The 13,307-nt window shown below is 41.7% G+C and carries 12 protein-coding genes; 8 read left to right on the top strand and 4 right to left on the bottom strand.

The window, feature by feature from the left end:
* Positions 1-165: 165 nt before the first annotated feature.
* Complete coding sequence (locus LU361_RS15690) at positions 166-330, bottom strand: hypothetical protein (protein ID WP_233089833.1); 165 nt, start codon at positions 328-330, stop codon at positions 166-168.
* Between the two features lie 268 nt (positions 331-598).
* Between LU361_RS15690 and LU361_RS15685 the strand changes: the two genes are divergently transcribed.
* Positions 599-1,927, top strand: a complete 1,329-nt coding sequence (locus tag LU361_RS15685) for a carbohydrate porin (RefSeq protein WP_233089832.1) — start codon at positions 599-601, stop codon at positions 1,925-1,927.
* Between the two features lie 22 nt (positions 1,928-1,949).
* Here LU361_RS15685 and LU361_RS15680 read toward each other — a convergent pair whose 3' ends face one another.
* Complete coding sequence (locus LU361_RS15680; RefSeq protein ID WP_233089831.1) at positions 1,950-2,891, bottom strand: AraC family transcriptional regulator; 942 nt, start codon at positions 2,889-2,891, stop codon at positions 1,950-1,952.
* A 446-nt stretch (positions 2,892-3,337) separates the two neighbouring features.
* Here LU361_RS15680 and LU361_RS15675 point away from each other — a divergent pair, with 446 nt between their 5' ends.
* The 6 genes from LU361_RS15675 (at position 3,338) to LU361_RS15650 (ending at position 10,354) form a co-directional block, all read left to right on the top strand.
* Positions 3,338-4,651: an ABC transporter substrate-binding protein gene (locus LU361_RS15675; RefSeq protein ID WP_233089830.1), complete on the top strand. Its 1,314-nt coding sequence runs from the start codon at positions 3,338-3,340 to the stop codon at positions 4,649-4,651.
* Positions 4,652-4,791: 140 nt separating this feature from the next.
* Positions 4,792-5,736: a carbohydrate ABC transporter permease gene (locus LU361_RS15670; RefSeq protein WP_233089829.1), complete on the top strand. Its 945-nt coding sequence runs from the start codon at positions 4,792-4,794 to the stop codon at positions 5,734-5,736.
* Positions 5,737-5,749: 13 nt separating this feature from the next.
* Positions 5,750-6,583, top strand: coding sequence for a carbohydrate ABC transporter permease (locus LU361_RS15665; protein WP_233089828.1), 834 nt, complete (start codon positions 5,750-5,752; stop codon positions 6,581-6,583).
* A 15-nt stretch (positions 6,584-6,598) separates the two neighbouring features.
* Positions 6,599-7,702, top strand: coding sequence for an ABC transporter ATP-binding protein (locus LU361_RS15660; RefSeq protein ID WP_233089827.1), 1,104 nt, complete (start codon positions 6,599-6,601; stop codon positions 7,700-7,702).
* A 184-nt stretch (positions 7,703-7,886) separates the two neighbouring features.
* Positions 7,887-9,407 (top strand): mannitol dehydrogenase family protein, encoded by a 1,521-nt coding sequence (locus LU361_RS15655; RefSeq protein ID WP_233089826.1) that lies wholly within the window; start codon positions 7,887-7,889, stop codon positions 9,405-9,407.
* Positions 9,404-10,354, top strand: a complete 951-nt coding sequence (locus LU361_RS15650; RefSeq protein ID WP_233089825.1) for a carbohydrate kinase family protein — start codon at positions 9,404-9,406, stop codon at positions 10,352-10,354. The genes LU361_RS15655 and LU361_RS15650 overlap by 4 nt, the downstream gene beginning before the upstream one ends.
* Before the next feature lie 82 nt (positions 10,355-10,436).
* Here LU361_RS15650 and LU361_RS15645 read toward each other — a convergent pair whose 3' ends face one another.
* Together LU361_RS15645 and LU361_RS15640 are read right to left on the bottom strand one after the other, a co-directional pair.
* Positions 10,437-10,892: a hypothetical protein gene (locus LU361_RS15645; RefSeq protein ID WP_233089824.1), complete on the bottom strand. Its 456-nt coding sequence runs from the start codon at positions 10,890-10,892 to the stop codon at positions 10,437-10,439.
* 54 nt (positions 10,893-10,946) lie between these two features.
* Positions 10,947-11,963 carry a LysR family transcriptional regulator gene (locus LU361_RS15640; protein ID WP_233089823.1) on the bottom strand — a complete coding sequence of 339 codons (1,017 nt, stop codon included), beginning with the start codon at positions 11,961-11,963 and terminating at the stop codon, positions 10,947-10,949.
* A 64-nt stretch (positions 11,964-12,027) separates the two neighbouring features.
* Between LU361_RS15640 and LU361_RS15635 the strand changes: the two genes are divergently transcribed.
* The gene (locus tag LU361_RS15635) at positions 12,028-13,203 is read left to right on the top strand and encodes an MFS transporter (protein WP_233089822.1); all 1,176 of its coding nucleotides are present in this window, start codon (positions 12,028-12,030) and stop codon (positions 13,201-13,203) included.
* Positions 13,204-13,307: the final 104 nt, after the last annotated feature.

Genomic DNA, 13,307 nt, shown 5'->3' with positions numbered 1-13,307 from the left:
CGGCGGGATTACGATAATAGACGGTGAGCCAATTTTAAACCTAGTTTCCTTTTACAAGGAACCTTAAAACGAGCATTTCTGTGCCTTTAGCCATGACTATTGAGGGGGTAATTTACGATAGTCATGGCTTTTTTTATTCTTAAACGCAAAGCGTCTTTTCACTTTTCAACCTATCACACCCACTGATTCCTGCCCGTATATCTCTCTGGCTTTAAGTAACTTCTGATTAACTCCAAAAATTGGCAAAAAAGTACATAAACCGAAAACGTTCAGTATTTGTTCCAATACGCGATTCGACGTGTAATAACCCAACTCTAATAACTTTTCCATTGCTTTACCCGCATATAGTTGTGCTCTTTGTGTTGTATAGCATTCAAGAAGAGGGTTCTTATACTAAAAATAAATACCGAGCCAATCTAATCTCGCGCCAATTATTCCATGGATGACTGATTTGATTCTGAGCTTTACTGCTTTGGTGTATGTATTTATTCAGGCTTTTAAAGCTTCGTAAAAACTATAAAAAAAGTTAATCGCCGTGAAATTTTCTCTATTTCATCTTTATTCAAAAAACCAAAATAACTATAACAGAGATATATTTATGAATGTTCAATGCCAGCAATACCTTCCAACAAAATTAAGAAAAATGTTTTTATCGACGTGTTCTTTGGGAATGTCTGCGCTATTTGTCGCGGGTTCTGCACACGGTAACGATTTTAGCCCAGCAAATCATATTGGTGGTGATTGGGGTGGGCCAAGAGCACATTTATCGAATGGTGGTTTTAATTATAAGGTCGGTTATTTCAGTCAAACGGCGCATAATTTTTCTGGTGGAGAGAATAATACGACGGCCAATGCGGCACAAATATTCCTAGGTGCATATTTTGATTTGGAAAAATTAGTGGGTTGGCCGGGTGCTGACTTCATCGTTGAAATCACCAACAGAAATGGTGAATTAATTAATAATAAAGCAGAATTGCCTTTTTTATTACAATCTCAACAGATATTTGGCCGTGGTAATGTTACCCGATTAACGCAGTTTTCGTTAAACCAACGCCTGTTTAAAGATCATTTACGGTTTAAAGTAGGGCGCATTTTCCCAAGTTCCGATTTCTTCGCTCAAAGTTGTGCTTTTCAACATTTAACCTTCTGTAGCGGCGGTTCTTCGAATTTTATCAGCAGTAACTGGTATGGCGATCCGCTCAGCGCGCTAGGTGGTCAGGTAACATTTACGCCTGATAAGCGCTGGCACTTTAAGGTTGGCGCATACGACGCAAACCCACAAAATGCCGATACCAGCCAAGGGTTGAGATTATCAACATCGGGCGGTGAAAGTGGAACATTGTTGGTTAGCGAAGTAGAGTACCAGGCAAAATTTGCTAACGGCCTCGACGGTAATTACCGCATTGGTATTGCCCGTAGCAGTATCGATAAAAACAATGTCATCAATTCGGCTGGTTTACCGTCGGGTTTAACCAGCGATATCACAGAAATTGAAGACACCGACAACGCGTGGTTCTTAAATTTTGAGCAACAAATCACTCGTAACGCCTGGGGTGGTGGCTTACGGATGTTCGCAAGTTTGATTAACCCGGACGATCAGGTCAGTCAAATTGGCAGTGTTGCTGCGTTGGGTGGCTTCTACGTTGGACCTTTTAAATCGAGACCGAACGACCGAGTTGGCCTTGCGGTGGGGCGCAACAGCGTTAGCAGCCGCATTACTAATGCTCAGGAACGGTTTAACGCCCTTGAAGGCGTAGAATCTATCGACGTGCAAAGCGATGAATATCCCATTGAGCTGAATTACAATTTTGTTATTACTCCGGCGATAGAAGTTATGCCAAGCATTCAGTACATTGTTAGCCCAAATGGGGTTAATGACGAAGAGGACGCTGTCATTCTTGGTTTGCAATTTAGTCTTAATTTCTAGACTAACTGCGGAGCCTGATTGTTTAATCGGGCTCTTTTTTATGATGATAAAGCCCGGCTTGGGACGATTTTCGGTACTCTCTCGGGGACATTAATTTTAGTTTAAAAAAACGTCGATTAAAATTAGAGATATTATTAAATCCCACAGAGAAGCAAATATCGGTAATTGGCGTGTCGGTATGGGTCAGTAATTCGCAGGCTTTGTGAATTCGCAGATGATTAACAAAGTCAATAAATCGGTGGCCGGATGCTTTTTTAAAGTATTTAGAAAAATGAGTTTCCGCCATGCCCATGTGTTGGGCCGTTTCTTCAAGCGTTAGATTCTTATCAAAGTTCTCTACGATAAATTTTACCGCGTGATCAACCCAGGCGATGTTTTTGTCATCTATTAACGGCTTGTGATCATTACTCGACAATATTCGAATATCACTGCTAGTTGCTAAGAGTTCAAGCAGCTGAAAAAAGACAACGATTCGTTTCATGCCATTGGTATCGGCAATGCGTTCAAACAGCTGGGCCGCACGATCCACCGTACTTGGGTCCAAAAATTCAACGCCCAGTTTGGATTTTTCCAACAGAGATTCAACAATACTAAATTCCGGAATGACTTGTTGGCAGGACTTTATAAACGCAGGACTAAATTGAATGACTAGATCACGCGTTTGAACAGATTCACCATCTTCTAAATGGCTAATCCAATTATGAGGTAATTCTGGGCCGGCTAAGACTAAATTTCCTGGGCTAAAATTACCAATGTAATCACCAACAAACATTTTTCCAGAAGTCGCTTTAACCAGGTGTAGCTCGTATTCTTTATGATAATGCCAGCGAATTAGAGGACTGGGAGCACCGTGTTTTAAATAACGAATTGACTCGTCATCTTGCTGAGTAACAACTTCAAATTCAGGTTTAATTCGTAAGTTTTCGCTGTGCATTATTTTTTTATCGAGTTCTTGTAACAGCATAGCCGTGTGCCTGAGTCATCGTAAGATTGGCCAGAATTTTTATGGTTTAACTAAGTCGTTATTATCTTTATTTAAAAGTGCGAACGTCAGTTTAGGGCTTTTGTTTTAAGTCTTAATTAACCAACAAGAGCATTATTATAGATACTTTATCGACTTTTACTACAGATAATTATTTATAGATAAATCAATGCCTTACCGTTATGTGTGTAAAAAATGTTCATTCTTGATGTGGTAAAGGAGGCAAAATAGTACATAAAATAAATTCGAAGGGTATTTGTTTGTTTTGACGAATAACGTTGTAATGGTTGCTCTAGTCATTACATGATCTGTCAAAAGTTGAACTGTTAAGTGAACAACTGATGATGGAAATATCAGTATTAAAGATCGTTTTTATCAGCTAATAATAATTTAAGAATCAATAATAATAATTAGAGGCAAACAACAGTATGAATCGTATTATTTCTGCAGTAATTGCAGCAGGTCTTGCTGCATCCATTCCCTTAACCCACGCGGCCACCAAGGTAACTATCGGCACGGTCAATAACGGTGACATGGTGCGTATGCAAGGGTTAACCAAAGAGTTTGAAAAAGCGTATCCAGACATCGACCTAGAATGGGTCGTTCTAGAAGAGAACGTGCTGCGCCAGCGCTTAACCACCGATATTGCCACCAAAGGCGGTCAGTTCGATGTAATGACAATAGGAATGTACGAAGCACCCATCTGGGGTGAGAAAGGCTGGTTAGAACCCATGAGTTCGGTCCCAGAAAGTTACGATGTCGACGATATTTTTCCCTCCGTGCGCAACGGATTGTCTGTAGACGGTACTCTTTACGCGTTGCCGTTTTATGCCGAAAGCTCAATGACTTATTACCGTACTGATTTATTTGAGCAGGCCGGGCTGGAGATGCCAGAACAACCGACCTGGACGCAAATTAGATCGTTCGCAAAAGTGTTGCACGAACCCGAGCAGGGGCAATACGGTATTTGTTTGCGTGGTAAGGCAGGGTGGGGAGAGAACATGGCGTTTCTCACCACAATGGTTAACACATTTGGCGGACGTTGGTTTGATGAAAACTGGAAACCTGAATTTACCGGAAAAGAGTGGACTTCTGCCGTTAATTTTTACGTAGACTTGCTCAGTAACTATGGCCCGCCGGGTGCCTCTTCAAATGGATTTAACGAAAACCTAGCGTTATTCAGCAGTGGCAAATGCGCTATGTGGATGGACTCTACGGTTGCCGGATCGTTTGTCACCGACGCCACGCAAAGTGAAGTGACCGATAAAGTAGGATTTGCGTTAGCTCCGACTCAAGTCACCGACAAAGGTGCGGGTTGGTTGTGGTCTTGGGCGTTAGCCATACCGGACAGCTCGAACGCAAAAGAGGCTGCCAAAACCTTCATTTATTGGGCAACGTCAAAAGAGTACAGTGAATTAATTGCACAGCGCAATGGCATCGCTGCGATTCCTCCGGGCTCACGTCAATCGACATACGCGAATCAACAATACATGCAAGCGGCTCCGTTTGCAGCAAAAACTCTAGAGGCCATGAGCCTTGCGGATCCTAATAATTCAACGCTAAAGCCAAAGCCTTACATTGGCGTTCAGTTTGCGGCAATTCCAGAATTTCAAGCCATTGCTACGCAGGTTGGTAAGTTAATGTCGGGTGCCTTGGCAGGATCAATGACTGTGGAGCAGGCGTTAAAAAGTTCTCAAAAAATCACCACTCGTGAAATGAAACGGGCTCGTTATTACCGCTAGTTTTTAAACACACTCTGGAAATATCTATTTAAAGAAAGGAATGCAATTCTAGTCGATGGAATTGCATTCCTCCAAAGCAACTCTCTGTAAAAATTGATTCTTTTATTTAATTACATTGCACCGGTTCAATGAGAAGTACTATGAATACAACTACCCTAAAAGTGAGTGATATTAAATCGGGCAAGAAAGGCGAGAGTGGTGTCATGGGAATTGCAAAACAAAACGCAAAAATCAGCCGCTACTTAGTGTCACCCTCTGTTTTATTGTTATTGGCTTGGATGCTGATACCACTGTCGATGACCATCTATTTTTCGTTGATTCGATTCAATCTTTTGTATCCCGGAGAAAACGAATTTGTTGGGTTAGAAAATTTTGAGTTTTTCGTCACTGACGAGAGCTTTGCTGCGGGAATGAGCAACACACTGTTGTTAGTCGGCTCGGTATTACTGATTACCGTCGTATTGGGTGTATTAATATCCGTTGTCGTTAATCAGGCTTTTTGGGGACGAGGCATTGTTCGGGTGATGCTGATATCCCCATTTTTTATTATGCCGACAGTGAATGCATTGGTGTGGAAAAACTTATTGTTACATCCTGTCTCGGGTGTGTTTGCAGCCATGTGGACATTTTTTGGCGCCGAACCCGTTGACTGGTTCACCGAATACCCGCTGTTTTCCATCATTATGATTGTTTCTTGGCAGTGGCTGCCATTTGCCATACTGCTATTAATGACGGCGTTACAATCGTTAGATCAAGAACAGCAAGAAGCGGCCCGGCTCGATGGCGCAGGCCCGGTTGACATATTCTTTCATTTAACGTTACCACATTTGGCACGGCCCATTTCGGTGGTGGTCATGATCGAGACAATTTTCTTGTTATCGATTTTTGCTGAAATCTTTACCACCACCAGCGGCGGCCCAGGATACGAGACAACAAATTTAGCGTATTTGATTTACAGCCAAGCCTTGCTGCAATTTGATGTCGGTCTTGCATCTGCTGGCGGATTAATCGCCGTAATACTCGCCAATATAGCCGCTTTTTTCTTAGTCAGATTAGTCGGCAAAAGTTTAACTGAAAAGAATTAAAGGAGAGGGCGATATGCTTAGTATCAAACAGGGCAAACAGCTTAATACAGTTTTAATCGGCCTACTTGCTTGGGGTGTAGCGCTTGTTATTTTCTTTCCTATTTTTTGGATGATTTTAACCAGCTTTAAAACAGAAATTGATGCCTTTGCAACTCCACCGCAACTGTTTTTCACACCAACCTTAGAAAATTATACATTGGTAAACGAACGTAGTGATTATCTGCGATTTGCATGGAATTCTGTCGTGGTGTCATTTGGCTCTACAGCTATTGGCATGCTGTTGGCTATTCCTGCGGCTTATTCAATGGTGTTTTACGAAACCAAGCGCACCAAATCTATTTTACTTTGGATGCTATCAACAAAAATGTTGCCGTCTGTCGGCGTGCTAGTACCCATTTATCTGTTGTTTAAAAACCTGAGTTTACTCGATACGCGCACCGGATTAATCATTATTTATACGTTGATTAATTTACCGATTATGATTTGGATGGTTTACACCTATTTTAAAGAAATCCCTAAAGATGTTCTCGAAGCTGCCCGTATGGATGGCGCAACCTTATTCCAAGAAATTTGGCAGGTGTTGTTACCCATGAGTAAAGGGGGATTAGCTTCAACGGTGTTACTGTCTCTTATTTTGAGTTGGAATGAAGCGTTTTGGTCGTTGAACCTTACCGCGTCTCAAGCGGCCCCGTTAACCGCATTAATTGCATCGTATTCAAGCCCTGAAGGATTGTTCTGGGCAAAATTATCCGCAGTTTCGACCTTGGCCTGTGCGCCTATATTAATATTCGGTTGGATCAGCCAAAAACAGTTAGTACGTGGCCTTTCATTTGGCGCGGTTAAATAATAGAGGTATCTGACTATGGCTAAATTAACAATAAAAGATCTAAAAAAGTCTTACGGCGATGTTGAGATTCTAAAAGGCATCAACCTCAATATATACGACAATGAATTTGTTGTGTTTGTGGGACCATCAGGTTGTGGTAAATCAACCTTATTGCGTTCCATTGCGGGATTAGAAGAAGTGAGCGGCGGTAATATTTTTATCGATGATAAAGACATTACCGATGCGGCTCCAGCAAAACGCGATTTAGCGATGGTTTTTCAGAGCTACGCCTTGTATCCGCACATGTCAGTGCGAGAAAATATGGCGTTTGCTCTTAAACTTGCGAAACAACCCAAACATATTATCGATAAAAAAATAATGGACGCGGCAAAGATATTAGAACTCGATGCCTTGTTAGATCGGAAACCGAAAGAACTTTCCGGCGGTCAACGTCAACGTGTTGCTATAGGCCGGTCCATTGTTCGCCACCCCAAAGTATTTTTGTTTGACGAACCGTTATCGAACCTAGACGCCGCATTAAGAGTTCAAATGCGTATAGAGCTTGCACGTTTGCACCATGATTTAAAAGCCACCATGATTTATGTAACTCATGATCAAGTGGAAGCGATGACCTTAGCCGACAAAGTAGTAGTGCTTAATAAAGGTCGTATTGAGCAAGTGGGTTCACCCATGGAGCTTTACCACAATCCGACAAATATTTTTGTAGCGGGTTTTCTCGGTATGCCGAAAATGAGTTTTTTACAAGCCAAAGTAATATCGGCAAATTCATTGGGTTTAACCGTAGAATTATCGTCCGGCGTCGACATGTGCATTCCGGTATCTAGTGATGGAATTGCAAAAGGCAGCACAGTCACAGTTGGTATTCGCCCGGAACATATTCAGATAACCGACAAGAACAACAGTAATTTTACCGGGCGTTTAGACGTTTCCGAACATCTAGGCAGCGATACGTATTGTTACGTAAATACCGATGCCAATGAACAGTTGACGGTACGCACCCCAGGTTATTATCAGGGCAAGTATGGAGACACTGTTGGATTACAAGTGGATCTACGCCATTGCCATGTCTTTAACAACGACGGCCAATCTCTGTATAAATTAAATCGATCGGCTGCTTAATTAATTTCAAGTACTCCGGCCAATTCATCCGTTCTAAAGCAATTTTAGAATGGATTGGCCGGTACGATTGTGCTCTAAATCTCTGATCTACAACATGTAGCAAATTTATTTAAACGATCAGAGTACATTCCAAGCACGCTTATATATTGCCATTTTCTGCTGACTTTCAATTTCGAGGAAGCTTATGAAATTACAGCATTCGACTCTGTACCAGCTGGACAGTCAGTTGAAAATACCTAATTACGATAAAACTACCTTAACACAAGGAATTGTCCATATCGGGGTGGGTGGATTTCATCGTGCCCACCAAGCAGTGTATACCAACAATTTGTTAATGCAGCCTGGGTGCGATTCTACTTGGGGAATTTGTGGTGTAGGGTTAAGAGATTCCGATAAAAAAATGCAGCAAGCATTAAAAAATCAGGATTATCTTTATTCGGTGGTAGAACTAAGTCACAACCAAGATAACAATGTTTCTATTATTGGTGCGATTAATGAATTTTTATTTGCACCAGAAAACCCCGAAGCTGTGTTAGAAAAACTGAGCGATCCAACCATTAAAATAGTATCACTCACGATAACAGAAGGGGGCTATAACATTGACGATAGCACCGGACAATTTAATACCCATCACCCTGACGTTGCTTATGATTTACTGAATCCAAGAACACCTAAAACCGTTTTTGGCTACTTATCAATGGCATTAAATCGTAGAAGAAAGCTTGGCATTAAGCCCTTTACCGTGGTTTCTTGCGATAATCTTCCGCACAACGGCGATGTTATTAAAAAAGCGTTATTAAGCTTTGTTGAATTGTATGATTTGACACTAAAACGTTGGATTGCCGACAACGTAACTTTTCCAAATAGCATGGTAGATAGAATAACGCCAACCACCAGTGAAACGCATAAGCGGTGGTTGAGCAACGCTTATCAACTCGATGATTATTGGCCGGTTGTGTGTGAGCCTTTCAGCCAGTGGGTTATTGAAGACAATTTTTGCAATGAGCGACCAGAATGGGAACGCGTCGGTGTTCAGTTTACATCGGATGTTAGACCTTACGAATTGGCTAAAATACGTTTGTTGAATGCAAGCCATACAGCAATGGCGTATTTGGGGTATTTATCAGGTTACCAATTTGTTCATGAAGTTATGGCAGATAACAGTTTATTAAGATTTATCCGAGACTTTATGGACCAAGATGTGACGCCAACGCTGGGCGATCTAAAAGAAATAAACATTGAAGATTACAAACGCTTATTGATATCTCGTTTTTCGAATCAAAAAATTGGCGATCAAATAGAGCGATTATGCTTAGATGGACAGAACAAAATACCGAAATTTTTAATTCCGATAATTAATGACTTGATTTCAACTAATTTATCGTTAGATCGAACCGCATTAATTGTCGCCAGTTGGGCACGCTACCTACTAAATGACAATAAATGTGAAAAAATTGAATCTGACCCTGCAAGTATAAAATTACAAAATATTATCAAAAACGATAATCAATCGATCGATAAGTTTTTAGAGTTAAACGATATTTTTGGTCGTGAAATAATAAAAAGCGATCGCTTTGTTCAATTGTTTAACAGTTATTACATTCAATTGGGTTCTGAGGGCGTTGCCAAAACGTTGGATGCCTATCATCGTAAGAGCCAACTCAGTACTTTTGAAAAACAAACTAAAAACGAGGTTTTCGAGTGAGTATCGGTATAATCGGCGAATCATTAATCGATATGATACCTTTGGATAACGGCACATTGCAGCCGTTAGTGGGAGGTTCTCCCTTTAATGTGGCGCGAGCTGTCGGCCGTTTGCAAAGCCCTAGCGTTTATCTTGCTCCGTTATCGAAAGATAGGTTCGGAGATTTACTGTGCGAAACACTCGCGAATGACAATGTTCAAATCAGTTCGTCTACACGCTCATCCAAGCCCACATCATTGGCCGTAGTTAGCAAAAATAAAGCTGGTCAACCCGCGTATAGCCTGTACCGCGAAGGCGTTGCTGATCGAGATTTTTCGGTAGAAGCTATTTTAGCTAAAATGCCGCATGATTTAACAGTAATTCACACTGGCTCTTTGGCTATCGTTCCGGCCGACATTGAAAAAATTCGTCAAATTCTTTTAAACGCTCGTGAGCGTGGAATTACAGTTAGTGTTGATATTAATACACGCCCAGGTGTGGTTGACAATACTCAAAATTATATCAACGCCGTTAAATCCATTATTCCGTTGTGTGACATTATAAAAGCCAGCGATGAAGATCTTGAGTTTCTCGGGCTCAAAGGATCCCCAGAACAATTATGTGAACAACTGATGTCGGCAATGAAAGGTGGGGTTTCAGCTGTTACCTTGGGATCTGAAGGCGCTATTGCCTTTAATGGTTCAGAGTTTGTACGCCACCCAGGATTTAAACTTGATCAAGTTACCGACACTGTTGGCGCAGGCGATTGTTTTCAAGCTGGAATATTAACGTCTTTTTATGAAAGCGGCTGTTTAAATCCGACGGCTCTGCAAGCACTACCTGAATCTAAAATTGCAGAGGCACTTCACCAAGGTTGTGCGTGCTCTGCCTTAAACGTTATGCGCCAGGGATGCAATCCACCGACAAAAGAAGAGTTAATAACCTTCTTAAATACTGTTTCCCCTTAACTAGCAATTAGGTGTATCCTTTTGCCCGAACATAGTTTAACTCCTATGATTCGGGCTTTTTTTAGCGCTTTATTAACTGCTTTTAGCAACTTTTTTTCGCAATATAGGCCCAATTCTTTCTAAGCCCGGTTAAGTAACTTAAACCGATGGTAAGTGACATTAACGACGTTCCCACCCAAAACGAAGTTCCCATACTGGCAACGTATTCCGTTTGAACAATAACCGGGACAAAAAAGCCGTATACGCCTCTTATGATAAATACTGTTGATATAGCAATTAATACAAACTTTAAAAATGGCAGTCTTAAAATAATGCCCGCTCCAGATAGCGCATAAAAAGACCAGCTTAAAAAGATTAATACCAGTATTGAACCTAAAATAGGAGGGTATAAAGATCCGGCTTCGGCCATAGCCGCTAGTTCTTCACCGGCACCGGAAGCGCGGTACCAATCGGCTCCGCCAATAACAACAGCGACGTGATAAACCGCGACTAAAAACGTAAAAAACGCACTGGCAATAAAATTCCAATTTTTCTTCATAATCATTCTTTCAATAAAACATGCGTACTTGTTATTTATTTAACATACACGCGTTTAACTTACTTTTAATTCACTTGCCCAAGTATTATTTGCATTTTCACCTCGGATTGCCAAGGCGTTTGTCATAAATTCGACAAAAATACGGACTCTAGCGGGTAAATAATCGCGTTTTGGATAAATAGCAAAAACGCCGTTGTCGGGTTGTGGTGGCCTAAAATACGGGTAGGGAGAAATTAACTCGCCGGTATCTAACCCGTGTTTTGCTAAAAAATGTGGTAACTGAGCAAAGCCAAAACCATCCATACATAAATGCGCCATGGCTTCGCCATCATCGGTAATATGATGACGTTCTAATTCGTACGGTAAATATTCGCCGTATTCATCGGGTAAAAAAATGGGCTGTAATTGCAGAGATTCTTTTATACGAAAACCAATCCAAGAATGCTGATGAAAATCTTCACGATTTTTAGGTACGCCATTTTGAGCCAAATAATCCGGTGCGGCACAAATTAAAAAATCCATCGGGCTGAGACGTCTGGCAACCAGGCGGCTGTCTTCGATATAACCGGTACGTATGGCAACATCTATTTCCGATTCAATGATATCAACGTGAAGATCGTTAATTTCAAGTTCTAATTTTATTTCTGGATACTGCTGGCAAAATTCTTTTAGCAATGGGCGCAGATAAAGATGGCCGTAACACACGGCGCAATTAATACGCAGCGTGCCTTGGCAGGTATCGTTAACGTGCTTTAACTCGTTTTCGCACGACGAAAGATCTTGAATCATCTTCCTTACGGCACGGGCGTAATGCCGACCGGCTTTGGTCACGCGCAGTTGCCGAGTTGAACGATGAAACAAAGTAAATCCGAGCTGGGCTTCCAACCGACTGATGGCTTTACTTACAGTCGAAGGGTCACTGCAGCACAGTTTTGCCGCGGCCGCGAAGGTACCGCCATCGCAGGTGGCGATAAAAATCTCTAGGGTTCTGAGCTTATCCATGCGGCGAGTATAACAAGAATATTCATGAACAATTTTCACGACTCTTTGGGATAACGTGCGGTTTTTCAAAGTGCGTTTGCGCCGTAGAATCCGAAACTAATATTCCAGTTGTTTCAAACGAGTGTAAGCACCCATGCCTGACAAGACCGATTCGAACAGTCTACTCACCTATATTTTGCTCGCGTTTATTGCAATGGCCGGGTTGTCGTACATTAACTTTATGCCAGGTGTTGTCAATGCGCTGGCAGGCAGCATTGGTTTTAACGACTCAGAAGCGGGCCAGATCGTGGCATTTAATGGTTACGGCGGCATATTAGGCAGCTCAATTGCCATATTCTTAGTACGCCGATTCCCGTGGAAAACCATCATGATGATCACGATGGCGGTGTTGGTGGCGGTTGATGTGTGCACTGTGTGGATTTCAGATTATTCCGTAATGCTGGGTTGGCGATTTCTGTCTGGCGTGTTGGGTGGTTTGTGTGTGGGTTTCGCTTTTTCTATTTTAGCGCGACAAGATGATCCTGATCGTGCCTTTGGTTTATTGCTGTTTATTCAGTTCAGCATCGGCCCGATGGTTATGTTTGTGCTGCCGAGCTTAGAATCTGTGCTCGGTGGTTATTCCGTATTTTTTGTCATGGCCGGGCTTGTCTTTTTAAGCTTGATTTTTATGTTTTGCTTACCGAAATTACCGACCGACATCGCACCAGCAACACCCACTGTAGCAGCCAATAAAAATATCTTTGGACGAAGCCTGTTATTACTTCTAGCCATCGCTTTTTATCAAATCGCTGCCAACGCAATTTGGGCTTACGTTGGATTAATTGGCTTGCGAGCTGAAATCAGCAATGAAAATGTTAACTTATATATTGGTGCAACCGGACTTCTCGGTATCGCTGGCGCCATGTTACCCATCATCAACGGTAACAGAGCGGGGCGCTTATTTTGGGTTGTCGCTGGCATGGTGTTATCAACTGCATCGGCCGTACTGTTGAACTTCTCTCATATTGTCACCTTGTACATAACGGCTATGTCGTTACTGTTCTTTTCTTGGACTGCTGTCCAATCGTATTTATTAGCCGTAACCGCAGAACTCGATACCAGCGGCCGCTTATCAACTATTGCGTCTGTTGTCGCGTCATTAGGATTTGCTACCGGACCTTTATTAGCGTCATTCCTTTTAAACGACGATAATTTTTCAAATATGCTTTATGCGTGCGCGATTATTTTTGTACTGAGCTTTTTGTTTTTATTGAATCCAGTGCGAAAACAAGAGCAAACCACGGCTACTGCTGATTTTGTTGCTTATTAAATACCTTGCTTAATAGCCAAGAGAAATAATGGAAATATTTGTCATTAATTTAAATCATTTATGGGGCTAAAACTTACTTACGTCTAAAAATTCTGTGAAAGAGT

It is taken from the genome of Sessilibacter corallicola, from assembly GCF_021290925.1.
GTDB lineage: Bacteria > Pseudomonadota > Gammaproteobacteria > Pseudomonadales > Cellvibrionaceae > Sessilibacter > Sessilibacter corallicola.
Note: the sequence above shows the minus strand (reverse complement) of the source record. Positions and strands in the feature narration are given on the sequence as shown.